Origin of the sequence: Bacteroides helcogenes P 36-108 (assembly GCF_000186225.1) — a bacterium.
In the GTDB taxonomy this organism is placed as follows: Bacteria; Bacteroidota; Bacteroidia; order Bacteroidales; family Bacteroidaceae; genus Bacteroides; species Bacteroides helcogenes.
Genome location: NC_014933.1, coordinates 487,516 through 513,322, shown reverse-complemented (window position 1 = coordinate 513,322; position 25,807 = coordinate 487,516). Strand labels below are relative to the sequence as shown.

Sequence of the window (25,807 nt, the reverse complement as noted above, 5' to 3'; positions counted from 1 at the left end):
ATTAATTGGCTGAATCTCGTACAAGCCCTGCTTGGCAGAGAATCTCACTCTTCATAAAGCAGGTAGGGCTTGCGCTGTATCTTGAATTTTTCTACATCCTCTTTCCATATTGCTTTGATTTCATCGGCGCTTCTTCCGTCTTCTATCATCCGGCGTACATAGTCTGTGCCTACCAGTAACTCGAAGAAAGAACGGAAAAAGTGGTCACCCATATTCAGATTTCTGTATGCGTCGATTATATAGCTCAAATCAATTCCGCGTTTCCAGATTTCTTCGTCACTCATATTGCTGAGGTTTACGCCATGGCACAGCTTGTTCAGTTGAGGCGGATTCTTTGCTCCCGGCATGCTTCGGGGAGTGAAACTGTAACTGTAACCTGTCATGTTGGGATGCCCATATACTTGGAATGGAAGGTCGGTTCCTCTGCCTAAACTGACGGGTGTGGCTTCGAAATAGCAAGTGGACGGATAGAGATAGACCGACTTCATGTCGGGGAGGTTGGGAGACGGGGGAATGGGCAGCTTGTACACGGTTCGGTGTGTGTAATTTTTGCAGGGGATAACTGTCAGGTCGCATACGCGTGAGGCCGGCAACCAGCGTTCGCCGTTCACCATCAATGCAAGTTCGCCCAATGTCATGCCATGTACGATAGGAATCGGCAGCCAGCCTACTCCGGATTTATATTTCATATCCAGAATGGGCCCGTCCACATAATGTCCGTTCGGGTTAGGACGATCCAAAACAAGGACTTTGCGGTTGTATTCCGCACATGCATCCATCAGCCTGCACATGGAAGCATAATATGTATAAAACCTCAATCCTACATCTTGTATGTCCACAATCAGGATGTCGAATTTGCGCATGGAGGTGTCACTGGGTTTGCCCAATTTGCCGTCGTACAAAGAAAGTATAGGCACACCGGTCTTCTTGTCAACAGAGCTGGACACATGTTCGCCTGCATCCGCGTCCCCTCGAAAACCGTGTTCCGGTGAGAATATGGCTACCACGTTGAACTTGTTTTCCAGCAGGATGTCCAGTAAGTGCTTGTTTCCTATCATTCCCGTGTGGTTGGAGAAAATTGCGATTCGTTTGCCTTTCAGGATAGGGAAATATCCGGCAGTCTGTTCATCACCCGGAATGACTCGTTCTTCTTGTGCCCGGCACAAAGCAAGACCACATAGCATTACAGCCAAAAGCAGCAGTTTCTTCATAATAGTATTATATAAGGAGGATATTACTTGCAACAAAGATAGATTATATTTTAATATCAAAAACACTTATTTGATTATTTTTAGAATTATCAATCTTAATTTGCAGATTATGTATGGAATACCCTTGGCCGGATACCGGTAATATGGAAAACGCCCATCCTTACATCTCTATGTGGTATGAGAAGGATGGGCGTTCGGGAGATTGAATAATTGGAAAAGAACTTTTGTAACGCTCTTGACCAATTGCTTGGCATTACCAGCCGGGGTTCTGCTTCATGTTTTTGTTCAAGGTCAACTGTCCGGTAGGTATCGGATAGAAGTATTGCTTGGCTTCATAGGCACGTGGCTGGTTGATAGTATTGGAGCCGATCATATATCCGTTACTGTTGATGTCTGATCCTGAATCAACTACTCCTTTCAGGTTTGCCCCCAAATAGATGTCGGGATTCTTAGAGGAATCGAGCAGGTCAAGCTTATGCCAGCGGACAAGATCCCAATAGCGGGTCCAGTTGTCAAACATTAGTTCGCAACGGCGGCAACGGCGGATTTCCCAAATCAAATTACTGACGTTCATGTTATTGGCATTGTCTTTTTCCGGGGTTAATGACATGTCTGGAAGTCCGGCACGTGCCTGTAGCTTATTGATGCTTGCATCAAGGTCGGCCTGGGTCAATGTTCCTAACTCGGCTTTGGCTTCGGCAAAATTCAAATAAATGACAGATAACCAATAAAGCGGGCAATCTGTATATTGCTTGCCGATATTGTTACGGTCATTGACTATCAATTCGTCAGGATTGTCATATTTGGCCACGCCATAGCCTGTAGTGGATGTAAACGGCTTCACACCGGCACGGCTGTAAGGATAGTTCTTGAGGCATAATACCGGGTCGAGCGTTTCGGTTAAGCGTTTGTCACGGTTTGCCAGCATGGCAACAATGGAATAGTTGCCGTCGGCATCACGGACCGCTGCATCGTCTGTGTTCATCGAGGTTGTTGCTTTAGGTTTGCCATCAAGGAACAGGTAACTGTCGAAAGCATTTTTTGTCATGCCGTTCGTTCCACTGGTATTGACCGTGTAGTCAATGGTAGAATGCATCAGTGTGTTCTGTGAATAAGGCTTGAAGAAAATCATTTCGGGATTCTTGCTCAAATCGGTGGAATTGTAGTTTCCTTTGTAGCTGCTGTTTAATGAATATCCTTTATTCATTAATGCTTCACAGGCAGATACACATTCCTGCAGATATTTCTTGGCACGCGGTTCATCGGCCGCTTTGCCGGCATTGTCTGCGGCGTTGCGATATCTGCTGTACGTACCCTCGTATAGAGTGATGTCCGCTTTCATTGCCAATGCCATATCTGCCGAGAAACGTTGTTTATTGTTTCCTGTAATATGGGCTGCCGCATAGTCCAAGTCATTGAGTACGCTGTCCATTACAATATCACGGTCTGTGCGTGCACCATAAACTGCGTCTGTCTGACTTGGGTCAATGACAGTATTAATCCATTGGACATCACCATACATGCGAACCAGTTGATAATACTCCCATGCACGGTTCAAACGTGCGATGCCCTCATAATTGGCTTTTGTGGAAGCATCAAGTGAAGATACTCTTAATCCTTCAAGAATGTAGTTGGCCCGGCGGATTTCCGTGAAAGGCGACGACCAGTTGGTAGATTCGGCTACAACATTGGTGTAGGTCCAGTTGTTATCTTGATAACTTACCTGGTCATCGCTCAATGTCTTAAAATAGAACCAGCCTCCACTGCCTGAATTTCCATAACCCGAATAATTATTGTAAAAAGTATTGCACTGGTTATCAAGATTGCTTGTATTACTCCAATACGCTGCGGTATTGGTAAAGGCATCCAATGGTGATTTGTCAAGCAAGTCATTGCAGCTTGTTAATGCCATTAAAGCCATAGCTCCGTATGTAAATAGTTTTTTCATCTTTCTTAATCTTTTAGCTGTTATTACAATGTTACCTGAATACCGAATGAGAAGGTACGTGTGATAGGAGCCGTACGTCCCCAACCGCCATAAGAAAGACCGTCTCCGGTACTGATTTCGGGGTCAACAGGGAGATCATTCCCTTTATGAAGCAGGAACAGATTGCTCCCGCTGAAATAGATCCGTGCTTTTTCAATAAAAGCTTTACGGGTCCAGTCTTTAGGGAAAGTATAGCCTATGGTAACGTTCTTCAGACGAAGATATGACATGTCCGTCAGGTAGCGGCTTTGCGGATAATAGTTGTTTGTTCCATTGGCAATACCTGCCACGGTTCCTTTAGTGTCATTTCCCGGATAAAGCCGGGGGTAGGTATTGTTTTGATTGATTTCATAACCGGTCACGGTTTTCCAATCGTTGGTGTACAATACCTTGTTATAGCTTGTCTGATTGTCATAAACAGCCAAGTCGGCACTACGCATCAATGGAAAATTCATGGATGAGATGGTCCAGTCTTCACGTTTGCCCACACCTTGGAAAAATAAGTCCAAGTCGATACCTTTCCAAGTACCTCCGAGGTGGAAGCTGTATTCATAACGTGGCAGTGAATTACCGATTACCTTCAAGTCTCCGTGGTCATCGGCTGTACCCTTTCCGCCGTCTATTGTTTTTGAGCCATCCAGATCTTTAAATTTGACGTCACCCGGTCCATAATGAAAAGACCCCTGCTCCAAACCGGATTGACTGGCGATTCCTTCTTTGTAGTTCCATGAACCATCTGCATTTTGGCTTGTGAAATCCGATTCTTCAAAATAACGCTCTGTCTCAAATCCCCAGATGTCACCGTAGGTTTTCCCTGTGTAATAGGTGTTCAGTAACTTTGAATCGTTGTTCCATTTGGTGACTTTTGTCTTAGAGTCACTTAAATTGAAGTTTGCATAAACATCGAATTCTCCGAATTTGTGACGCCAGTTAAGATTTAATTCCCAACCACGTGTGCGCAGTGTTCCTGCGTTGTCATAAGGAGCAGTAGCACCGATTGAATTGGGCAATACTTGCGCAGGTGCAAGCATATCGCGGTTTTCACGTTGATACCAGTCAAAGCCAAGTGTAAGTTCATCGTTCAAAAAGCCTAAGTCAATGCCGATGTCAGTGGTACGTATGCGCTCCCATGTCAGTGAGCTGGAAACCAAAGTCGGCATATTGTACATAGTCAGCAGATTGGCATTTGCACCGTTACCGTCAGCCCAATATACATAACCTGTGGAAGAATTGTTGAGACGTTGGGTAATCATTTGTTCAAACATATAATCTCCGACGGCTTCATTGCCGATTTCACCGTAAGAAGCACGTAGCTTGCCATTATTTACGATATTCTTTAACGGAGCAAAGAAAGCCTCTTCGGAGAAACGGTAACCCAAAGATGCGGACGGGAAAAATGCCCAATGGTCACTGTGGGGGAAGCGGGAAGAACCGTCATAGCGACCATTCAGTTCCAACAGGTAGATACCTTTATAGTCGTAGTTGAGGCGGCCAAAATAACCTGCGGAAGCACGGGATGTGTGTTTCCAGTCAATCTTCTGCCCGTCTTGGTTGGCCAAGTTCAACTCAGGATACGATTCGTCATAAAGTCCTTTGCGATAGCCATAAAGATAAGTGTAATCCACCTCTTCGGCATTTGCACCTACTTTAATATTCAGATTGTGTTTTTTCCCAAACGTATTGTTGTAGTCAGCGTAAGCATTTAGTGTCCATGTGTTTTGCTTGGAATTATCTCTCCAAATGGCAGATGAACCTTTTGAAACTATATACGATGGCTTGGTTCCTCCCCAGTTGACGCCATAGACAGAAAAGTCCTCAGAACCACTGTTCAGGTTTTCAATGGCGTATGTGAAGTCTGCATTAAGAGTCAGCCCTTTAATCACTTCAGCTCTCAGGAAGGCGTTCATACGGGTGAGGTCTGTAACTTCCCGTCTGGTAGAGGCTTGTTTACGCATGGCTATTACACGTGTATCTACGCCATCCATGGTTCCGGATGGAATGAAGAAAGAGCCCCAACGCCAAATGTACTGGTAGGTACTGTTGTAGGTATCAGGACGTTCATAAATTTTGCGTGAATAGTTGATGCGTGCACCTACTTGTAGCCAATCGTACAGGTCGGTTGTTACATTTACAGAAGCATTGTATTTCTTTAATTCATCCGGGCGAATTTTCATGATGCCTTCTTTGTCATTGTAGCCAAAAGACAAATAATAATTTGTTTTGCCTGAAGTCCCTTGTATGGATATGCTGTGACTTTGTGAAGGAGCTGCTTTTGAATAGAATATGTCTTGGATGTCATAATCGGCGTAATGATAAGGTGTCCCGTTTATGGTAGTATAATCACCTACATTGCTGTCATTTTGGTAGGTTCTCATTTCTCCATATCCGATTTTCCTGTTTCCATTTTGCTGTGCCCATTTCTCTGCATAGGGCAGTAGTTTGTCAAAATACATACCGAATAGCTCTACCTCATATTGGCCTGAATTGGCTTTGCCCTCCAATGCCATCTTTAGTTGGGTAGGTACATTCGGGTAATCAGGTAGATAAGTGGATTGATCCCACGCGAAATTATTGTTATAATTTATGGTTACTTTGTTGGTGGCTTTGGCACTTTTCGTCTGTATCAGGATGACACCAAAAGCGGCACGTGTACCGTAGATAGAGCTGGATGCTGCATCTTTCAAAACCGAAATGCTTTCAATATCTTGTGTGTTGAGGAAAGAGATGTCGTCCATCGGTACTCCATCTACCACAATCAGCGGGTTGCTGACTTCTGAATTGCTCAATGTTCCTACACCACGGATGCGCATGGAGGCACTGCCGTTGATGTCACCGTTGGTGGTAGTTATACTTAGTCCGGGAACGGCTCCTTGCAGTGCTTTCGATACATCCTGTTGCGGTCGGCCAGCCATTGTTTTATTTAAATCAACGGAAGTAACCGCACCTGTCAGATTTGCTTTTTTTTGCACGCCATATCCCACAACAACCACTTCATCCAATAATTCAGTGTCTTCCTTTAAGATGATTTTCATGGTTGAGGTAGCTTTTACTTCTTGGGGTTGGTAGCCAACAAATGATACCTTCAGCGTTGCCCCCGGCTTTACACTTAATGAAAATTTTCCATTTGTGTCTGTAACTATGCCGTTGGTCGTTCCTTTTTCTACTACACTGGCCCCGATGACCGGTTCACCCCCGGCATCTACTACAAGCCCTGTAACAGTAATGGTTTGCAGTTGCTCTGTTACTTTTAAAATGCCATTTGAAGCAGCCGGGGCGGCAACTGTAAAATTGCCGCTGCTTAATAACAGTGAGCTGATAGCCACTGCCGTGAGGAGTTTACTATGCGCTGATCCTCGTTTTTTGTGATCTTCATTCATAAGTAATTGATGATTTGATGTTAATTAATAGGTTTCTCTAAAAAATGAGATATAAGACAATGGATTGAGATAACTGCAACTACCTCACATTAAGACTGTTTTTAGCCATAGGCATTTTTTTATTTAAAGGTTCATAACTTCTTATATTATCTCTCTTTTTCTTTACTACCAAGTTCTCGTGGAACTTGGTGTATGTTTATTGGTAATAAACTTCTCCAATTAATTGTCTTTGTTGGTTGTCTTAAGAGATAAAAAACTTGTTATTAACAAAGGCGTCGAAATAATGTGGAGACAACTCATCCCCTTCGACTTAGCAAAGATATGTTTTTATTTAATATCATGAACACTCATTTGCATCTTTTTAACTTTATAATTATAGTTTTGCAAACATACAGTTCCGACACCTTATTAAATAGATGTTTAAGGTTCTTCAATATTTAGCGAGTGGAATTCAATCAAACCGTTCATTGGGGTTTCTTCGATAACATCCAACTCGATTCCAAACTCATGGGCAACTTCGCGCAAAATATCAGCATAACTGTAGGCCAGGGAACCGACAAAACGGATAGGATAGTTATTATAGTCATATTGACATACATTCCGAGTGAAGAAACTTCTCAAGTTATTCGTTATTAGCTCAAATACGTAATCATCGTTGGTATAATCCGCTAAAAAATACGATATAGTAGATAAAAAACGGTTGGGGAATGGACGGTTATATACAGATTCCATCACTTCGTTAGGGCTGATGCGGAATTTCTCGAAAAAATCCGACATTATATCCTTAGGAGCCAGTCCCTTTAAAACGTCTGATAAAAAATATTTCCCTAATACAGCACCACTGCCTTCATCCCCCAGAATATATCCTCCTGCTTTTACATTTTTCACTATAATTTTTCCATCATAAAAGCATGAATTGGAGCCTGTACCCAAAATACAAGCAATACCGGATTCACATTTGAACAAACCACGAGCGGCAGCGAGAAGATCACTTTCCACTTGAATTGGAGTTTTAAACTGTGCTACTAATGAAGCTCCTAATACATTCTTTTTTTCATAAGAAGTACAACCTGCTCCATAATAATATACTTGCTCTAATTTTTTTTTAAAAAACACTTCAGGCAATCCTAATCGCACACTTCTACTAATCTCCCTCCTGGTCTGGAAAAAAGGATTGAGCCCTTCCGTGAAAACACGCTGTATGAGGTGGCTGTCCTCAACCAAAGCCCATTCTGTTCTCGTGGAACCACTTTCTGCAATTAGTTTCATAGGTAGTTAGTTTTAGAATTGAATACAAATATATAGCATTTTTTAATCTTCCCAATGGCTATTAGTAAAAAAAACATTTCCATTTGCAATATTCTACTAAAAGCTTCCATGTATTTGCAATACCCATATTCTATCAATTCTTGTTTCATCTCCATGCGAAATTGATCTATCCTTGTTCTTCATAATTTACTTTTGAAGGGAGTATGCTCTTTTCTATCTATATTCACAGTAGGTTAGAACTCTGAAGCAATATCGAAAGATAGGAATCATTATTTCATCAATCGATGATCTATCAAGTTCCACGAGAACTTGGCAGTAAAGAAAAAGAGATATAATATATAAATCGTAAACCTTTAAATAGAAAATATGCCTATGAGAACTTAAAAGTTGTTCGGAGTAGCTTCAGCTATTCCAATTCGTTTTCCCTTCTTACCCTAATTTTGAAAAACTATTTTTTTAACAACAAAATCATCAATTACTTATGAATGAAGATCACAAAAAACGAGGATCAGCGCATAGTAAACTCCTCACGGCAGTGGCTATCAGTGCGCTGTTTTTAGGCAGTGGCAATATGATGGCTACTCAAACGGCATTTGCCGATACTCATGGAGTATTAGAGCAGATGCAATCTATTTCTGTGACTGTCACGGTGGTAGATTCAAAGGGTGAACCTATAATCGGCGCCAATGTCATTGAAAGGGGTACGACTAATGGTGGTATCACAGATCTGGATGGTAAATTTAAAATGAAAGTGAAGCCCGGAGCCATGATACAGGTCTCTTTTGTGGGCTACCAAACTCAAGATGTGAAAGCTGCTCCCAATATGAGAGTAATCTTGAAAGAAGATGCGGAACTTTTGGACGAAGTTGTGGTTGTTGGTTATGGTTCACAGAAGAAAGTGAACTTAACGGGTGCGGTTGCTTCAGTAGATGTTAATAAAACCATTGATAGTCGTCCCATTACTGATATTGGTCGCGCTTTACAAGGTGCTGTTCCGGGATTAACGGTAACTACAAATTCAGGAGAAATAGGTGGTGCTCCTACCATTAAAATTCGTGGTAGTGTTGGTTCGCCAAATGGTAGTGCCAACCCACTTATTTTGGTTGATAACGTAGAAATCACCGATATTTCATTGGTAAATCCTGATGATATTGAAAGTATCTCAGTATTGAAAGATGCTTCTTCTGCTTCTATTTATGGTGCGCGTGGAGCTTTTGGTGTAGTACTTATTACTACCAAGTCCAAACAAAAGCATGAACGTCTTTCTGTGAAGTACACCAATAACTTTGCTTGGCGTACACCGACCGTGACTCCGAAACAATTGCCTGGATGGCAACAAGCCGACATTAACCTGAAAGGTGTGCAGAATGGTGTAACTCCTGCTAATAGTTATAGTGTGATTGGTAATCTCGTTATAGATGAAGCGGGTGTTGCCAAGATGAAAGAGTATTGGGATAAGTATGGTTTTGGTAACCAATTTGGTTCTGAAATAGTAGAAGGTCGTGACTTTGATTGGGACGGAACAGGTATGCACATGTACCGTACATGGGACTGGTACGATATGTACATTAAGAATTGGATGCCGCAACAAAGTCATAATGTTTCATTAAATGGTGGTAACGGAAAAACCAACTATAACATTTCTTTGGGCTATATTCATCAAGAAGGTTTGACTAAAATTAACTCCGATGAGTATACACGTTACAATGGAAATATTTCTCTGAATTCTGATTTGAATAAATATATTTCTGTTCGTGCAGCAGTGATGTACACTCGTGCAGACTACGATAAACCTTACAATTACAATTCCGATTTATATGATGCCATGTACTACCTCTACCGCTGGCAGCCGGTCTATCCGTACGGAACTCTTGATGGAAAGGAATTCCGTAGTGCATTGACCGAATTGAAATCAGCTCCAATGCAAACCAAAGAACGTGAATATGTGCGTTTAAGTGGTGGAGCTACAATTAAACCTATCGAAGGGTTGACAATCGATATTGATGGTATATATAGTTCAGTGGAGACACGTGAACATAAGTATGGCACACCTGGTTTGGTAGCTGGATATAATGTATTTACCGCCTATAACTCATTGGAGGCTTTTAAGAACTCGTATTCTAATTATGTAGCTGCTTCCCATGATTTTGTACAAATGATAAATGGACGTACTGAAACTCTGACTGGTAACTTTGTAGCAACCTATGGTAAGCGTATCAAGGATCATGACTTTAAGGTAATGGCTGGTTCGAATATTGAAAAGAGCGAATACAAATACTTCTGGGGAAAACGCATGCGCTTGCTGTCTACAGAAAAGCCGGAACTAAATATGGCTACCGGTGACCAGACTACAAGTAGTGATCATACGTGGTGGGCTGTAGCTGGTTTCTTCGGTCGTATTAACTATTCATATAAAGACCGTTATATGTTAGAATTGAATGGTCGTTACGACGGTTCGTCACGTTTCCCCTCAGGACAACGTTTTGCTTTCTTTCCATCAATGTCAGTTGGTTACCGTATTTCTGAAGAGGCTTTCATGCAATCATTGAAACCTTATCTTAGCACATTGAAATTGAGAGGATCATGGGGAACTATCGGTAACCAGGATGTTGGTACAGACCGTTTTGTTTCTACACTTTCTACTGCCCAGGATAGTTGGATTATTGATGGACAGAAAGTTCAGTCTACCGGAATGCCGACAATTGTATCTTCGGAATTACATTGGGAGAAGGTTTCTACTCTTGACTTCGGTTTTGATGCACGTCTCTTCGATGATGCTTTGGGGGTGACTTTTGACTGGTATAATCGTAAGACAACTGATATTCTTACCACTGCAAATGTTCCTTGGACATTAGGAGCTACCGCCCCCTATCAAAATATGGGAGCTATTGAAACTCCGGGATGGGAATTAGCAGTTGATTATCGTCATAGTTTTAAAAATGGTCTTACAATCGGTATTGGAGCTTCTGTTTCAGACTACACGACTAAAGTTACCAAGTGGACAAATAACACTCGTATGCCTGCTTATGGTGGCGATGGTACTGGCTGGTGGAGTACTACTTACTATCAGGAAGGTATGAGACTCGGTGATATTTGGGGACTTCAATTTGACCGTTTCCTTACCGATGCAGACTTCAATGCAGATGGTACTTTGAAGAGTAATATCCCTGACCAAACTCAGGTATTCCCAAAGAATTATCGTTTTGCTCCGGGTGATGTGCTCTATAAAGATCTGCCTGGAAAAGATGGAAAGACAGATGGCAAAATTACCAAAGGAACTGCTACTGACAATCCCGGTGACATGAGCGTTATCGGCAATGCTTTGCCACGCTATCAAGTAGGATTTAATTTTGATGCCGCTTATAAAGGATTTGATTTTAATATTTTCTTCCAAGGCGTATTGAAGAATAATCTTTGGGCTGCAGGTAATCAGGTTCTGCCGGGCTTCACCAGTGGTGAGCCCTATTATGAAGGTGCGGAAGATTACTGGACTCCCGAAAACCAGAATGCATTCTATCCACGTCCCATGACTTACGGGCAAGCAACTACGGGTAACTATCAGATCAATGACCGTTATATGTTGAATATGGCATATTTGCGCTGCAAGACATTGACCGTGGGGTATTCTTTGCCGAAAACCCTGCTTAGCAAAGTGAAGATACAAAATCTACGCATCTACTTTACCGGTGAAAATTTGTTTACTATTAGTGGTATCAAACCGGATATTGACCCGGAAATTGGTGTTCGCTATGTCGGTTCTTCTGCCGATCAACGTAATTTCGGACGTAGCTATCCGTATCAAAAATCAATTTCATTTGGTTTACAACTCAGCTTATAATCATTATATAACATACAGATTATGAAGAAAAACATATTATATATCAGTTGTGCCCTGTTACTGGTAACTTTTACTGGTTGTGAGGACTTTCTTGACAGGGATCCGCAGAACAAACAAACCAATGATACATATTGGTTAAATGAAACGTCTTTGCGCACGTATGCGCAGGATTTCTATTCAAGCTATTATACTGGTTATGGAACTGACTATACCATTTTTGGTGGATACTTTTCCGGTGATAACTTCACAGATGATTTTTTAACCCTTGGAGGTGGTTATCGTAACTTCCCGACGTCAGCTACTACTGACTCGAATGCAGAAGGAACTGAAAAAACAAATCCTTGGAGTGCGGGCTTTGATGTAGTGTATAAAGCTAATGTCATGATCGAGAAAATTAAAGGTATGAGTATATCTGATGAAGCCAAGAATCATTGGACAGGTATAGCGCGTTATTTCCGTGCCATGGCTTATAGTACAATGACGAAGCTTTATGGTGGAGTGCCCTATATAGATAGAGTGCTTGATCCGTTTAAAGATGAAGAAGAACTTTATAAGGATCGTGACTCGTACCTGACTGTTGCTCAAAAGATACTGGAAGATTATCAATATGCATTGACAAATGTGCGTGTTGACGATACTAAGCGTCAGGTTAACAAATATGTAGTAGCTGCTTATATGTCACGTGATATGTTGTATCATGCTACTTGGCTGAAATATCATGGTACTACCGTTGGACCGGAGTCACAAAAGGTATCTGATGCTGACTTGAAAGCATTCTTTCAAGGTGCGATCGATGGAGCGGAAGTTGTGATGGGAAATAGTAAATTTGGAGTTGGAAATGATTATAATGCCATTTTCTCTACAGATGACTTAGCGGGCAATCCGGAAGTGATTTTCTATCGTGAATATACTTACGGCGTACAAGGCAATGCATTGATGTCATACAACGCTGCTGAAAATCTGAATGAGTTGGGTAGTGTTACTGAAAATGCAGTTGAGAGTTACCTTTGTAGTGACGGTTTGCCTATTGGACAGTCTCCTCTCTATAAAGGTGCTGAAAATCCAAGTATAGAGAATACATTCCAAAATCGTGATCCGAGATTGTACCAGACATTGGTAGATAGCTTGCGTATCTTCAACTCAGGACTTAGCCCCATGGCTGCATCACCTACTGGTTATGCTCCAAAAAAATTCTTAAATGAACAATGGTATGCGGAAGGTTCTCCTTATACGAAAAATATCTATAGTCCTGCAGATGCTCCGACTATTCGCTATGCGGAAGTTCTCCTTAATTATGTGGAAGCACGTTACGAAATAAGTAAAGTGGGTGGTACTGCTTTTGCGCAATCAGATTTGGACAAGTCGATTAACAAACTTCGCGGCCGTAAATTAACTAAATGGGGCGAAAAGCCGTTAGTTGAACGTAGTATGCCTGTTGTGACTTTAAGCGGAAGCAATCTGACTGTAAAAGGTGTGACGATAAATGATCCGGCTCGTGATACGGATGTTGATCCTATTCTTTGGGAAATTCGCCGTGAACGTCGTATGGAATTAATTATGGAAGGTCGTCGTGGTGAAGATCTTCGCCGTTGGGCTAAGTATGAGTACCTGAATTCTGAGGATGAGTCAGGTAATCCTGATAAGACTTTCCTCGGTGCATATATAAAGGTAGCAGATTACCCGGGTATTAAGACCGGTCAAAGCGGTGTACATCTATTTGATCCGGCAGATCCGACAAATGCCAATCCTTCTCAGGGCTTTATCTGGTATTTGAATCAAAAGAATATTCGCATATTTAAGAAAGGTGAGTTAGACTCAGAGCGTTATTATTTGCGTGCTATTCCAAATAGTCAGATTGTGACCTATAAAGATAAGAACGGTAATAAGTATAAATTGACGCAAAATCCAGGATGGTAATTAATGTATTGATTAGTAAGGTGTGTGTTGTCGTGATGCACACCTGCTTTTACCATGTTTAAATATATATATTGAGTCATTTAATTTACTAAAAAACTATGATTCAAAATATGAAATGGTGTCTTGAAGCCCAAGACACCATTTCACCAATTATAATATGACGTTTTTACTCTTCTATTACAGTGCTTTCTCTTTCACCAGATATTCTGCAATTTGCACTGCATTCAGTGCAGCACCCTTCTTGATTTGGTCACCTACAATCCAGAAAGTCAGTCCATTATCGTTAGTGAGGTCCTTACGAATACGGCCTACATAAACGGGGTCTTTGCCTGCAAGGAACAGCGGCATCGGATATTCTTTTTCTGCCGGATTGTCCATCAATACAAGACCTTCTCCCTTTGCAAATGCCTCACGCGCTTCTTCTACGGAAATGGGACGCTCTGTCTCTACCCAGATGCTTTCGGAGTGTGAGCGCAATGCCGGAACACGTACGCAAGTTGCACTGACCTTGATGTCGGAGTGCATAATCTTACGAGTCTCATTGAACATCTTCATCTCTTCCTTGGTGTATCCGTTTTCGGTGAAAACGTCAACTTGGGGAATCAGATTGAAGGCCAGTTGGTAAGCGAACTTTTCTACTTTTACAGGTTCGCCTGCCAATACCTGGCGGTATTGTTCATACAGTTCGTCCATGGCGGCCGCACCCGCACCGCTGGCTGCCTGATAGGTGGACACGTGTACGGTTTTTATGTGAGAAAGCTGTTCGATGGCTTTCAGTGCCACTACCATCTGGATGGTAGTGCAGTTGGGGTTGGCGATGATGCCGCGCGGACGGTCTTTCGAGTCGGCGGCATTCATTTCGGGTACAACCAAGGGCACGTCGGCATCCATACGGAAAGCGCTGGAGTTGTCAATCATCACGGCTCCGTGTTTGGTGATGGTTTCGGCAAACTCCTTAGAGGTACTTGCGCCTGCGGAAGTGAAAGCGACATCTACCCCTTTAAAGTCATCGTTGTGTTGCAAGAGTTTAACCTCGATCTGTTTACCGCGGAAGGCATATTTAGTACCGGCACTGCGTTTAGAGCCGAACAATACTAACTCATCCAACGGGAAATTCCTTTCATCGAGCACTCGCAGGAATTCTTGTCCCACGGCTCCGCTTGCTCCAACAATAGCTACTTTCATTTTTCTTTTTGTTTTAATAGGGTTTATAAAATGGTACATACTATCTCTGTAAAGATAGAATTGCCTGCAAATTTATAACAAATTGCTGTATAGCACCGCATAAAGTGAAAACTTTTTCGTTATTTTGCGCTCAAATACCTAAAATTTGCAGCCTATGGATTGGTTTGACTTCAGCCTGAAACTTCCGGTTACCGACCCTACTTGGATATTTCTCCTTGTATTGCTCATCATATTGTTTGCCCCTATATTATTGAACAAGCTCCGTATTCCTCATATCATCGGCATGATACTGGCAGGATTGGTGATCGGGGAGCATGGATTCAATATCCTGGTGCGCGATAGCAGTTTCGAGCTTTTTGGAAAGGTGGGACTGTATTACATCATGTTCCTTGCCGGATTGGAGATGAACATGGGGGACTTCAAACAAAACCGTGGGAAGGCGCTGGTACTGGGCCTGCTGGCTTTTATCGTTCCGATAGGCATAGGCATGGTCACAAACATGGCATTGTTGAAGTATGGCGTGGTGACTTCCATATTGCTGGCCAGTATGTATGCTTCGCATACGCTGGTGGCTTATCCCATTGTCATTCGTTATGGTGTGTCGAGGCATCGCAGTGTCAGTATCGCTGTGGGAGGTACGGCCGTAACGGACACACTCACCTTGCTGGTATTGGCCGTGGTGGGAGGGCTCTTCAAAGGAGAGTCCGATGGCTTGTTCTGGATTTGGCTGGTAGTCAAAGTCATATTCCTGGGTGTTTTGATCGTATATTCCTTTCCGCGTATAGGACGTTGGTTTTTCCGGCGATATGATGACAATGTGATGCAGTTTATCTTTGTGCTTGCCATGGTGTTTCTGGGAGCCGGTTTGATGGAATTTGTGGGAATGGAAGGAATTCTGGGTGCTTTCCTTGCCGGATTGGTGCTGAACCGTCTTATTCCGCATGTCTCCCCCCTGATGAATCATCTGGAGTTTGTGGGCAATGCGCTTTTCATTCCGTACTTCCTGATCGGTGTGGGAATGCTGATAGACTTGCACGTGATTTTCGGTCGCGGCGATGCCTTGAAGGTGGCGGCTGTGATGATTGCCGTGGCGCTGACGGGAAAATGGATTGCCTGCTGGCTGACTCAGAAGATTTATGGGATGGGGGGTGTAGAGCGCGAGCTGATGTATGGATTGAGTAATGCACAGGCTGCAGCGACCCTGGCGGCCGTATTGGTGGGGTATAACATTATCCTGCCCGGCGGGGAACGGCTGTTGAATGATGATGTTTTGAACGGTACGGTTCTGCTGATTCTTGTGACTTGCATCGTGAGCTCTTTCATCACCGAACGCGCTGCACGTAAGATAGCCATGGACGAGGCGCATCTGGAGGAGAACCGTTCTGCGGAAGGGGAGAGGATACTGATTCCCGTGGCCAATCCCGATACGATTGAAGATCTGATGAACTTGTCTTTGGTGATACGTGATCCGAAGCAGAAGGATAATCTGCTGGCCCTGAATGTCATCAACGACGACGGCAGTTCGGAAGTTGCGGAGCTTAGGGGCAAGCGACATTTGGAGATGGCTGCCATGATAACGGCTTCGGCGGATGTTCCGTTAAGGCAGATTACCCGTTACGACATGAACATCGCCTCCGGCATTATCCATACGGCCAAGGAGTATGAGGTTACGGATGTCATCATAGGCCTGCACCGCAGGATCAATATCGTGGATTCATTCTTCGGCATGCTTACGGAGAATCTGCTGAAAGGCTTGCACCGGGAGGTGATGGTTACCAAATTACTGATGCCTATCAATACGATAAGGCGGGTAATCGTCGCAGTGCCTCCCAAGGCGGAATACGAGGCAGGCTTCCAGAAGTGGCTGGAACATTTCTGCCGTTTGGGGGGGACTTTGGGTTGCCGCCTGCACTTTTTTGCCAATGAAGAAACCACGGCTCACCTGCAGGCGCTGGTGAAGAAGAAATACGGACAAACCCTTACAGACTTTTCACGTCTGGATGATTGGGGAGACTTGTTGCTGCTGACGGGGCAAGTGAATTATGATCATTTGCTGGTGATAATCAGCGCGCGCCGGGGATCCATTTCTTATGACAGCTCTTTTGAGAAGCTGCCGGGGCAGATCAGCAAGTATTTTGCAAACAACAGTTTGATTGTCTTGTATCCCGATCAACTTGGTGAACCTCAGGATGCGGTGTCTTTCTCCAATCCTCGCGGAAACAATGAATCGCAACATTACGAGAAGGTGGGCAAGTGGTTCTATAAATGGTTCGGGAAGAACTGAACTTAGTAATTAACGGTTAGTGACTTGAAGATGGGAGATTGGAAACAGAGAACCCGGCTCTTGCTGGGAGATGAGAAAATGGAACGCCTGCACCGGGCGCACGTACTTGTTGTGGGACTGGGTGGGGTAGGCGCTTATGCCGCCGAGATGATATGCCGTGCCGGGGTGGGACGGATGACAATTGTGGATGCCGATACGGTGCAGCCTTCCAACATCAATCGCCAATTGCCTGCCTTGCATTCCACGATGGGTAGGCAGAAGGCGGAAATTCTGGAGGCACGTTTCAGGGATATAAATCCGGAGGTGCAACTCCGGGTGCTGCCCGTGTTCCTGAAAGATGAAAACATCCCTGAGTTGCTCGATGCGGATGCGTATGATTTTGTGGTGGATGCCATTGATACGCTTGCTCCGAAGTGCCACCTGATAGCGGAGGCGATGAAACGCCGCATCAGGATAGTGTCGAGTATGGGAGCAGGGGCAAAGAGCGACATCACGCAAGTGCGTTTTGCCGACATTTGGGATACCTATCACTGCGGATTGAGCAAGGCGGTGCGCAAGCGGCTCCAGAAGATGGGCATCAAGCGCAAGCTGCCGGTAGTGTTCAGTACGGAGCAGGCAGACCCCAACGCCGTTATCCTGACCGAAGACGAGATGAATAAGAAATCCACCTGCGGCACGATAAGCTATATGCCTGCCGTCTTTGGCTGCTATTTGGCGGAGTACGTGATTAAGAGATTGTAGTGCCTGCACGGCATCCTCTTGCCCCGCCCTGATATTCTTATTAATGCTGAAGCGTCCCTTATCAATGCCGCAATAATGCTTTACCGGCAGTGTACTGCCACTATATTGGCACAAAAAACCGCCACTTTATCCTCATTAAGAGAAATAAAGTGGCAGCTTCCTGATAAACACTGTATTGTCTATCGATGTCCTACTTTCCTATTGCTTCATTGTAGTCCGTCTCATTTGCCGGGATTATCCATTTCCAGAAGGTGTCATCGGCATTGGCGCCGAGCGTGCCCGATATGGTGGAGATGAACGAACCGCCATTCTGCAAAGAGGTGCGAACCACCGGCTGATGCCAGCGCTTGCAGTCGAACCAGCTATGCCCTTCGCCCCATAGTTCGAGGCGGCGGTAGCGTACTATCTCATTGAACAGGGCTTCGCCCGTCAGTGTGCAGGTATATTCGGGGTCACGGCCGGAAGTCTTGTTCAACTCTATCAGGTTGGCTTGCGCAGCCTCTGCATGGTCGAGGAAGTAATTGGCCTCCGCTTCTATCAGCACCATTTCGGAGGAACGGATAAAGGGCACGCAACCGGCGTTGTAGGCTGTACCGTTGCTGGGTGTGGAGAACTTCAGTGCCGTGTAGGGGAAGATGATGCGGGCGGATATGCTGTATCCGCCGTTGGCCTCGGCAAAGTCGGCGGCATAGGCTCTGGTACGCGCATAGGCAGGATAGCTGGCATCTTCCTTATTGATGGCCAAGGTGGTGCGGTTGACACACCTGAACATGCCTAAGTTGGCATCGTCCGTAAAGTTCAGGCTTGCCGCGTCTTCGCCCTCTCCGCAATAAATGCCTTTGTGGATAAACAGTCCCTTGCGGATGTCCGTGTCAGGGAAGTCGTCTATCAGCTCACGGTTGGCAACCGGGGCACGGTAATAATTCATGGCATCCGAGCCGTTGTATGCCATGAAAGTTTGGAAAGCATAATAGCCTATATTGTCGCTTTCGTTGGCAAAGGCTCCCCAAAGCCATTCATCGTTGGCGGCGTTGAAGCCGCTTTTGTATTGGGCAACGGTCATCAGCGGATGCCCTGTGCGTGCCAGTTTGGCTTGTTCCAGTGCGGTGGCGTAGTCTTCCTTGTTGAGTGCGGCGCGGGCATACACGGCATGTGCCACGGCGGCATCGGGTAGCTGGATGGTGGTCACGTCTGCCATGTTATAGACTTCCTTCAGTGTCAGCCCGCTTTCGGTATAGAGATTGATTGCATCTTTCAAGTCCTGATAGACCTGAGTGTAGCAGTCGGCGAGCGAGGATAGCGGTTGGCTTCCGTTCGATGTGTCCAGACGAAGCACCACGCCGTCGGCGGCTCCTTGGTTGCTGACGTCCCATGCATCGCAGTACATCTCTATCAACCGGCTGTAAGCATGCGCCCTGAAAGTCAGGATCTGCGCTTTCAGAAACTTCCGTTGGTTGTCGTCTCCGGCAGCTTGGTCGATATTTTCCAGCAAGGTATTGCCGTTCATTATCAAGGTGTAGTAATAGGTCCAGGGCACGTAGTCCCAACGGGCTGTGTTCTGGGTGTTGAACACTCCGTTTTCTCCGTTCTTAAAGCCGGATTCGTAACGGGTGTAGATGAAGTCACGCCCCACGCACTCGCCTATATAAGACATTACGGTAGCTTCGCCATTGTAACCTGTACCTGCCGCCATTTGCATGTACATGGTGCGTGCCATGCCGTTGATGGCCAGCTTGGCATTGTCAACGAATCCGTTGATTTCTCCGGCGCTGCCGCCGGTAGTGGGGTTCTGTGTCAGCCAGTCGCTTTGGCAGGCGGTGGTGAGGCAGACCGACAATAAAAGGTAATATATCTTTTTCATTGCTGTTTCGTTTTTTAGAATTTGATGTTGGCTGAGATAGAGAATACGCGTGCCGGAACGTAGGTCACCGCCTGGGTTCCGCTGAAGCCGTACTGAGGGTTCAGTCCCTTGCGGGCTGTCAGGGTGAAGGCATTCTCCACGCTTCCGGTGAAGCTGAGGCCTTGAATGCCCATACGCTGAACCAGGCTTTGTGGCACGCGGTATTGCAGGCTGATGTTCTTCATGCAGAAGTAGCCGGCATCCACTAAGAAGCGGGTGCTGGAGGGGCTGGAAGTGGTGGCGAAATAGGCGGCTTCTTTTGATATGTCTATACGCGGAGTGCCGTTGGCATCGATGCGGGAGGCCGAGGTGCTTTCTTCCGTGATGCCTGCGGGGGCTGCTGTCCATGCGTTAAGCAGGTCTTTGTGCAGGGCGCTGTACTTGTCTGTGTTGAACAGGGCCAGCCAGGCATAATTGCTGTCGAATATCTTACCTCCGATGGACCATGTGCCCAGCAATGACAGGGTGAAGTCTTTGTAGTTCAGTTCACTGCTGATGCTGCCGTAGCAGTCGGGCAGGGCGGAGCCGGACCAGTCTTCCTTGCCATAAGTGGCATTGTAGGTATAGTATTCGCCGTTGTCCAGTTGGAAGATGTTTCCTTTTGCCAGGTTGGTTTCGGTGGCTTGTTCCGGGTCGGCAATGTAAACTCCCCGTCCGTTGGCTTGGTCCACTCCTGCCCATTGGGTCATGTAGAACTCATAGATGCTGTGTCCCTCGGAGAAACGCTGTATTCCGTTGGCTATGTCTGTGTGACCGGGCAGTGTGGTGATTTTGTTGCTTGGCAGGGTAAGGTTTACGCCTACGTTCCATTTCCAGTCTTTCTGTGTCAATACATCTGCATTGACGGCCAACTCCCAGCCGCGGTTGGATACATTGCCTACATTGCGGTTTACCACGGACATGCCGGTATTAGTGCCGCCACTGGCAAAATATATGTCGGTGGCTCCGGCGGACAAGGGATTGAAGACGCTGAACAGCAGATTCTTGGACTGGCGGTCATAGTATTCTAACGTTACATTCAGCCGGTTGAACAGGCGGGCTTCTACGGCCACATCAAAAGTGGCGTTCTTCTCCCACGTAAGTGCCTCGTTGTAGTTCTGCTTTACGGTCAATGCTCCGAAGCCTCCATATCCCACGGTATATCCGCCGTAGATGGCCTGATAAGGGTAGAAGTTTGTGCTGGTATTTGATATTTCGTCATTACCCGTTTCACCGTAAGAAGCACGCAGCTTCAGAGAGTTGACGGCGGTGACGGGTTGCATAAAGGCTTCGTTGCTTATCAGCCAGGCGGCTCCTACGGACCAGAAGTTGCCCCAAGGGTTGTAAAAGCGTGACGAGCCGTCGCGACGGAAAGAGGCTTCGGCAAAGTAGGTGTCGGCATAGTTGTAGCGGGCGCGCATCAGATAGCTTTCGGTGGTATATTCCGACTCGCCGCCGGATACAGTGTTTGCGGTATTGAAGTTGCTCAGCTCAGGAAATACCATATCCATCTTCTGTCCCATTTTAATGGCGTTGTCGCTTTCAAGGTGTAGCTTGTAGGCTTCATGCGCAAGGAAAGCGTCTATATGGTGCTTGTCAAAATCGTGCGCCCAGTTCAGCTCCTCGGTAAAGCGCATTTGCTTGAAGTTGGAGAACGAACGGGTGAGAATGCCGGTATTCATGCCTTCACCACTCACCGCGTTTTGATATTCGCGCTTGTTGTTGGCAAAAGAATAGAGGTTGCCGCGAACGGTGAAGTTGAAATCCTTCAGGAAAGAGATAGTGCCATATACATCGCCGTTCAATGTGGTACGTTTGGCTTTGTGCACATTGTTGTACATCTCGTAGATGATGTTCCGGTTGCCCAGGTAGGCTTGGTTCAGGTTGTAGGTCGGATTTCCGTCACTGCCCAAAACAAGGCTTCCGTCTTCGTTGTGGGCGTAATAGGAGTAGATGGGCGCCATGCGTTCCAGCGTGACAAATGGGTTCTTTACGCTTGTAAAGCCGTCTGTCGAATAGTCCAGATAGCTGCCCTCGGACACGTTGCCGGACAGGTTGATGCCTCCCTTGAACCAACTGTTGGGGCGGAAGTTCGCTTTCAGCCGTGCCGTGGTGCGGTTCATGTCGGTAGTCTTGATGTACCCGTTCTCGCTCAGATAGCCTGCCGATGCGTAGAAGTCGTATTTCTCCGTTGCGGCGCTGGCGCTGACGTTGTATTCCTGGCGGTAGCCGTTGCGGGTGATGGCATCCATCCAGTCGGTATCGTTATAGCTTGGCAGCATGTTGGCAACCAGGTTTCCATTTCCGTCAAACACTTCAGCATCGGCGCGGTCAAAGACATTGACACCCATATTCTTCACCAGATTGGCGGTGGTAGTGGCTGCGGCATCGGCTGCCGTCATGTTTTTATCAACCATATAGCTGCGTTGGGTAGCTTTCCAGTAGGTTTCCATCCAGTCTTTCACACCCATTTTCTCATAGCCGGGAAGTCCGCGGCTGTAAGTGCCCTGCTTGATGTTGGCTTCCACGCTGAGGCGGTCGCCCTTACCTGTTTTGGTGGTAATGAGGACAACACCGTTGGCGGCTCGGTTACCATAGAGGGCGGTGGCAGAGGCATCTTTCAATACACTGATGCTGGCAATGTCGTTGGGATTGATGTCACTGAACACATCGCTGTATTCCAGTACCAGTCCGTCCAGCACAATCAGTGGGGCGGAACTGCCGTTCACGGAGCCCAGCCCGCGGATGGTCATGCTGAACCCCGGATGGTTCATGTCACCCATGTTGTTGGCTATCTGCACACCGGGGGCTGCTCCTTCAAGGGCGCTGAGTGGAGTGGTAAGCGCACGCGATCGCAATGCCTTTTCATTGATTTGTGCCACCGCACCCGTCAGGGCTTTCTTGGAGGAATTTCCGTAGGCCACTATCACCACTTCGTCCAGCATCTGGTTCTCGGCCTGCATTACGATTTCATTGTAGGCTTTCAGAGGTATCTCTTGAGTCTTGTAGCCTATTGAGGACGCTTGCAGCCGGAGAGAGCTGCCGGATGAAAGGTTCTTGATGTAGAACCGTCCTTCCAAGTCGGTGATGCCTCCATCGGTAGTTCCTACTACTTTTACTAAGGCTCCGACAATCGGTTGGTTATCTTCTGCCGAACGGACTATGCCTTTGCACTCCGTAATCTGTGCCCGGATGCTTTGCCCCACCAAGAGTAGGAGTAATGCCAACAGGCTAAAAGTTCTTTTATACATATTTATGTTTTTATAGTCTCTGATTATTTAATAATAAAGGAGGCCCGGACATTGAATGAGGTCAATGTCGCTTCCAGTTGTTATCTTGATCTGTTTATCGTCCGGGCAATCTTGTGATTCGCTCTTTCAAAGCGTTTCTGTTGATGGGTTTCGGTTTATAAGCGTTGAAGCTTTTCGATGCCTTGTCGCCACTTTCGGGCATCAGTCTTGCAAAGCCGGTAATGGCATTTAGAGGAGTCCTTATATCATGGCCCATGTTGGTCCCGAAGGCAGTTTGCTTAGCCTTCTCCAACTTTTGTTCTAATTGTTGGTAGTCAGGTGTATTATCCATGCTGTTTGCTTATGTTTTGTTGGTGCAAATGTATTAATAAACTTTAAGAAGAATACTGTATATAGTAAAAATTAACACAGTAATGCAATGAGATAAGTGCGTTCTGCCGAATATTTCCATACTTTTGCCCTCAATATAGGTGACAAAAAGTTTAATTAGGCAGATTATGATTCAGTTGGACAATATTGCGAAAAGTTTTGGAAGCTTGCAGGTGCTGCGCGGCATCAGCCTGAAGATAGAAAAGGGAGAGATAGTCAGCATTGTCGGGCCCAGCGGCGCGGGGAAAACCACCTTGTTGCAGATTATGGGCACACTGGACATGCCGGACAGCGGTTTGGTGACTATCAATGATACGTCGGTAAACCGTATGGGTGAAAAGCAGCTTTCCGCATTCCGCAACCGGCACATCGGCTTCGTCTTTCAGTTTCACCAACTGCTGCCCGAGTTCACGGCTTTGGAGAATGTGATGATACCGGCCTTCATTGCCGGGAAGGGACAGCAGGAGGCGAAGGTGGCTGCCACGGAAATCCTTGAATTTATGGGGCTTGCGGACAGGGCTTCGCATAAGCCTAACGAATTGTCCGGAGGTGAGAAGCAACGTGTGGCCGTGGCCCGTGCGTTAATCAACCATCCTGCCGTGGTGTTGGCGGATGAACCTTCGGGCAGCCTTGACACGCATAATAAAGAAGAACTGCACCGCCTTTTCTTTGATTTGCGCAACCGCTTCGGGCAAACTTTTGTCATCGTGACGCACGATGAAGGGTTGGCACAGACAACGGATCGTACTATACATTTGCTGGATGGGAATATAACAGAGCCGACATTAGTCTCATAATATCGTGTTTTTCAGTTACTCAAACCTTTTTTTTAATATAGAAAATCTTTGGGTAGTTTTTCAGATTCCGTCTTGAAACAACCTCACGTGATGAATGTTCAGTTTTAAAACATACTCATAACCGGGTTGATAGTCAAAGTTTTCTATTTCGACTGAGAAAGCTTTCCATTCTTCATCGCTCGAAGCATTCTTGACAGCATACAATGAATCGCATACATGGTGCTCAATGTTAGGAACTACTCCAAACAACTTTTTTGAGGCGATGATAATAGTACGTTCACTATCCCACGCTTCGTCCTTAGGAACAGCGTCATTGCCACATCCCATAATTGTCAGCACAAGAGCATTTAGAAATAAGAATAAAAGTTTTTTCATAATACAATTGATGATTTAGAAGGTTTATATTGCATTGAAATCTTATGCGGAAGATTTTTTTACAATATAAGGAGATATTTCATAAAACATGACCTTTTGAATAAATATTTAACATGTTTTATAGAGAACCTTTTGCGCAGGGTGATGCATTAAATACCGTATCATTCTTCTGATACACCCATGTTCCTACAAAAACATCATAATTTGCTTGAGAAAATACTTCTATACAAGCAAATACAAGGATTAAAATCGCACTAATTCGTTTCATCTCATTCTTTAGTCATTATAACATCGGCAGGTACAGAGAATCCTCTGGGTGTCATATCTTCACCCGATCCTTCCAGTATGGCCCATAGACCATCTTCTTCATCCAATGTCCAATGAAGCTTATTAGGAGCAATAAGTCTCATTTTTCCACCCGGTATTCCTTTACCATTTATATGCTTTTTGCGTTGGTCGTAGAATGTGAAACCTAAGTAATTAGGAGTATTACTGGAGGCATCAATATATATATTATATGAAGGAGCAGAAGTGGACATCTTAACATCCCATATAGTCGGTAACGTTTTTATATAGTTTTCCTTGACTATTCCTTTTACGCAAAGATAATAACCGCCAAAAACATTACTATAAGCCGCTATGGAAGTTTTTACAATACCTTTTTGCAATTTAATCCTAAATACCGTATCATTCTTCTGATACACCCATGTTCCTACAAAAGCATCATAATTTGCTTGAGAGAATACTTCTATACAAGCAAATACAAGGATTAAAATCGCACTAATTCGTTTCATCTCATTCTTTAGTCATTATAACATCGGCAGGTACAGAGAATCCTCTGGGTGTCATATCTTCACCCGATCCTTCCAGTATGGCCCATAGACCTTCTTCCTCATTCAATTCCCAATGCAGCTTATTAGGGGCAATAAGTCTCATTTTTCCACCCGGTATCCCCGTACCGTTTATATGCTGCTTGCGTTGGTCATAAAAGGTAAAGCCTAAATAATTAGGAGTAATACTAAATCCATCAATATAGATATTACCTGATGGAGCAGAAACACCGGCATCCCATGTTGTCGGCATTGTTTTAATGTAATCTTCCTTCACAACTCCTTTTACGCTGAGATAATATCCTCCAAAGATTCCGGGTACATCTCCCATTGTTCCAAATTCCATTGTACCTTTTTGCAATTTAATCCTAAATACCGTATCATTCTTCTGATACACCCATGTTCCTACAAAAGCATCATAATTTGCTTGAGAAAATACTTCTATACAAGCAAGTACAAAGACTAAAATCATACAAATTCGTTTCATAATCATTTTC

General features: G+C 45.0%; 17 protein-coding genes. 5 read left to right on the top strand and 12 right to left on the bottom strand.

The window, feature by feature from the left end:
• Nucleotides 1-44: 44 nt before the first annotated feature.
• The 4 genes from BACHE_RS02035 to BACHE_RS02020 all read right to left on the bottom strand — a co-directional run bounded on the left by BACHE_RS02035 (nucleotide 45) and on the right by BACHE_RS02020 (nucleotide 7,844).
• Nucleotides 45-1,211 carry an exo-beta-N-acetylmuramidase NamZ family protein gene (locus tag BACHE_RS02035; protein WP_041579126.1) on the bottom strand — a complete coding sequence of 389 codons (1,167 nt, stop codon included), beginning with the start codon at nucleotides 1,209-1,211 and terminating at the stop codon, nucleotides 45-47.
• 253 nt (nucleotides 1,212-1,464) lie between these two features.
• A complete protein-coding gene (locus BACHE_RS02030) occupies nucleotides 1,465-3,159 on the bottom strand; it encodes a RagB/SusD family nutrient uptake outer membrane protein (protein ID WP_013546034.1) in 1,695 nt (564 codons plus the stop codon).
• A gap of 23 nt (nucleotides 3,160-3,182) precedes the next feature.
• Complete coding sequence (locus tag BACHE_RS02025) at nucleotides 3,183-6,575, bottom strand: SusC/RagA family TonB-linked outer membrane protein (RefSeq protein WP_013546033.1); 3,393 nt, start codon at nucleotides 6,573-6,575, stop codon at nucleotides 3,183-3,185.
• Nucleotides 6,576-6,995: 420 nt separating this feature from the next.
• Complete coding sequence (locus BACHE_RS02020; protein ID WP_013546032.1) at nucleotides 6,996-7,844, bottom strand: hypothetical protein; 849 nt, start codon at nucleotides 7,842-7,844, stop codon at nucleotides 6,996-6,998.
• 481 nt (nucleotides 7,845-8,325) lie between these two features.
• Between BACHE_RS02020 and BACHE_RS02015 the strand changes: the two genes are divergently transcribed.
• Nucleotides 8,326-11,682: a SusC/RagA family TonB-linked outer membrane protein gene (locus BACHE_RS02015; RefSeq protein ID WP_013546031.1), complete on the top strand. Its 3,357-nt coding sequence runs from the start codon at nucleotides 8,326-8,328 to the stop codon at nucleotides 11,680-11,682.
• 21 nt (nucleotides 11,683-11,703) lie between these two features.
• Entirely contained in the window at nucleotides 11,704-13,599 is a 1,896-nt protein-coding gene (locus BACHE_RS02010) for a RagB/SusD family nutrient uptake outer membrane protein (RefSeq protein WP_013546030.1), read from the top strand.
• A 177-nt stretch (nucleotides 13,600-13,776) separates the two neighbouring features.
• Here BACHE_RS02010 and BACHE_RS02005 read toward each other — a convergent pair whose 3' ends face one another.
• Nucleotides 13,777-14,784, bottom strand: coding sequence for an aspartate-semialdehyde dehydrogenase (locus BACHE_RS02005; RefSeq protein ID WP_013546029.1), 1,008 nt, complete (start codon nucleotides 14,782-14,784; stop codon nucleotides 13,777-13,779).
• A gap of 154 nt (nucleotides 14,785-14,938) precedes the next feature.
• Here BACHE_RS02005 and BACHE_RS02000 point away from each other — a divergent pair, with 154 nt between their 5' ends.
• Nucleotides 14,939-17,068, top strand: a complete 2,130-nt coding sequence (locus BACHE_RS02000) for a cation:proton antiporter domain-containing protein (protein WP_013546028.1) — start codon at nucleotides 14,939-14,941, stop codon at nucleotides 17,066-17,068.
• A 30-nt stretch (nucleotides 17,069-17,098) separates the two neighbouring features.
• On the top strand, nucleotides 17,099-17,809 hold the full coding sequence (locus BACHE_RS01995; RefSeq protein ID WP_041579122.1) for a tRNA threonylcarbamoyladenosine dehydratase: 711 nt from the start codon (nucleotides 17,099-17,101) through the stop codon (nucleotides 17,807-17,809).
• 190 nt (nucleotides 17,810-17,999) lie between these two features.
• Here the strand turns inward: BACHE_RS01995 and BACHE_RS01990 are convergent, their stop codons facing one another.
• The 3 genes from BACHE_RS01990 to BACHE_RS01980 all read right to left on the bottom strand — a co-directional run bounded on the left by BACHE_RS01990 (nucleotide 18,000) and on the right by BACHE_RS01980 (nucleotide 23,270).
• Complete coding sequence (locus tag BACHE_RS01990; protein WP_013546026.1) at nucleotides 18,000-19,670, bottom strand: RagB/SusD family nutrient uptake outer membrane protein; 1,671 nt, start codon at nucleotides 19,668-19,670, stop codon at nucleotides 18,000-18,002.
• A 14-nt stretch (nucleotides 19,671-19,684) separates the two neighbouring features.
• Nucleotides 19,685-22,939 (bottom strand): SusC/RagA family TonB-linked outer membrane protein, encoded by a 3,255-nt coding sequence (locus BACHE_RS01985; RefSeq protein WP_013546025.1) that lies wholly within the window; start codon nucleotides 22,937-22,939, stop codon nucleotides 19,685-19,687.
• 94 nt (nucleotides 22,940-23,033) lie between these two features.
• Nucleotides 23,034-23,270 (bottom strand): histidine kinase dimerization/phospho-acceptor domain-containing protein, encoded by a 237-nt coding sequence (locus BACHE_RS01980; protein ID WP_041579120.1) that lies wholly within the window; start codon nucleotides 23,268-23,270, stop codon nucleotides 23,034-23,036.
• A 166-nt stretch (nucleotides 23,271-23,436) separates the two neighbouring features.
• On the opposite strand from BACHE_RS01980, the gene BACHE_RS01975 reads away from it, so the two are divergent.
• A complete protein-coding gene (locus tag BACHE_RS01975; RefSeq protein WP_013546024.1) occupies nucleotides 23,437-24,105 on the top strand; it encodes an ABC transporter ATP-binding protein in 669 nt (222 codons plus the stop codon).
• Nucleotides 24,106-24,165: 60 nt separating this feature from the next.
• On the opposite strand, the gene BACHE_RS01970 is transcribed toward BACHE_RS01975, so the two are convergent.
• The 4 genes from BACHE_RS01970 to BACHE_RS01960 all read right to left on the bottom strand — a co-directional run bounded on the left by BACHE_RS01970 (nucleotide 24,166) and on the right by BACHE_RS01960 (nucleotide 25,797).
• Complete coding sequence (locus tag BACHE_RS01970) at nucleotides 24,166-24,480, bottom strand: DUF4377 domain-containing protein (protein ID WP_013546023.1); 315 nt, start codon at nucleotides 24,478-24,480, stop codon at nucleotides 24,166-24,168.
• A 118-nt stretch (nucleotides 24,481-24,598) separates the two neighbouring features.
• A complete protein-coding gene (locus BACHE_RS17490) occupies nucleotides 24,599-24,748 on the bottom strand; it encodes a DUF6705 family protein (RefSeq protein WP_013546022.1) in 150 nt (49 codons plus the stop codon).
• A 1-nt stretch (nucleotide 24,749) separates the two neighbouring features.
• Nucleotides 24,750-25,274: a DUF6705 family protein gene (locus BACHE_RS01965; protein WP_013546021.1), complete on the bottom strand. Its 525-nt coding sequence runs from the start codon at nucleotides 25,272-25,274 to the stop codon at nucleotides 24,750-24,752.
• A gap of 1 nt (nucleotide 25,275) precedes the next feature.
• Entirely contained in the window at nucleotides 25,276-25,797 is a 522-nt protein-coding gene (locus BACHE_RS01960) for a DUF6705 family protein (protein ID WP_013546020.1), read from the bottom strand.
• Between the last annotated feature and the right edge of the window lie 10 nt (nucleotides 25,798-25,807).

What these genes read in the sequence shown, in the direction of transcription:
- BACHE_RS01980 (WP_041579120.1), bottom strand. Translation starts at nt 23,270, where the DNA reads ATGGATAATACACCTGACTACCAACAATTAGAACAAAAGTTGGAGAAG.
- BACHE_RS02035 (WP_041579126.1), bottom strand. Translation starts at nt 1,211, where the DNA reads ATGAAGAAACTGCTGCTTTTGGCTGTAATGCTATGTGGTCTTGCTTTG.
- BACHE_RS02000 (WP_013546028.1), top strand. Translation starts at nt 14,939, where the DNA reads ATGGATTGGTTTGACTTCAGCCTGAAACTTCCGGTTACCGACCCTACT.
- BACHE_RS01960 (WP_013546020.1), bottom strand. Translation starts at nt 25,797, where the DNA reads ATGAAACGAATTTGTATGATTTTAGTCTTTGTACTTGCTTGTATAGAA.
- BACHE_RS01985 (WP_013546025.1), bottom strand. Translation starts at nt 22,939, where the DNA reads ATGTATAAAAGAACTTTTAGCCTGTTGGCATTACTCCTACTCTTGGTG.
- BACHE_RS01970 (WP_013546023.1), bottom strand. Translation starts at nt 24,480, where the DNA reads ATGAAAAAACTTTTATTCTTATTTCTAAATGCTCTTGTGCTGACAATT.
- BACHE_RS02030 (WP_013546034.1), bottom strand. Translation starts at nt 3,159, where the DNA reads ATGAAAAAACTATTTACATACGGAGCTATGGCTTTAATGGCATTAACA.
- BACHE_RS01965 (WP_013546021.1), bottom strand. Translation starts at nt 25,274, where the DNA reads ATGAAACGAATTAGTGCGATTTTAATCCTTGTATTTGCTTGTATAGAA.
- BACHE_RS17490 (WP_013546022.1), bottom strand. Translation starts at nt 24,748, where the DNA reads ATGAAACGAATTAGTGCGATTTTAATCCTTGTATTTGCTTGTATAGAA.
- BACHE_RS01975 (WP_013546024.1), top strand. Translation starts at nt 23,437, where the DNA reads ATGATTCAGTTGGACAATATTGCGAAAAGTTTTGGAAGCTTGCAGGTG.
- BACHE_RS02025 (WP_013546033.1), bottom strand. Translation starts at nt 6,575, where the DNA reads ATGAATGAAGATCACAAAAAACGAGGATCAGCGCATAGTAAACTCCTC.
- BACHE_RS01995 (WP_041579122.1), top strand. Translation starts at nt 17,099, where the DNA reads ATGGGAGATTGGAAACAGAGAACCCGGCTCTTGCTGGGAGATGAGAAA.
- BACHE_RS02015 (WP_013546031.1), top strand. Translation starts at nt 8,326, where the DNA reads ATGAATGAAGATCACAAAAAACGAGGATCAGCGCATAGTAAACTCCTC.
- BACHE_RS02005 (WP_013546029.1), bottom strand. Translation starts at nt 14,784, where the DNA reads ATGAAAGTAGCTATTGTTGGAGCAAGCGGAGCCGTGGGACAAGAATTC.
- BACHE_RS02010 (WP_013546030.1), top strand. Translation starts at nt 11,704, where the DNA reads ATGAAGAAAAACATATTATATATCAGTTGTGCCCTGTTACTGGTAACT.
- BACHE_RS01990 (WP_013546026.1), bottom strand. Translation starts at nt 19,670, where the DNA reads ATGAAAAAGATATATTACCTTTTATTGTCGGTCTGCCTCACCACCGCC.
- BACHE_RS02020 (WP_013546032.1), bottom strand. Translation starts at nt 7,844, where the DNA reads ATGAAACTAATTGCAGAAAGTGGTTCCACGAGAACAGAATGGGCTTTG.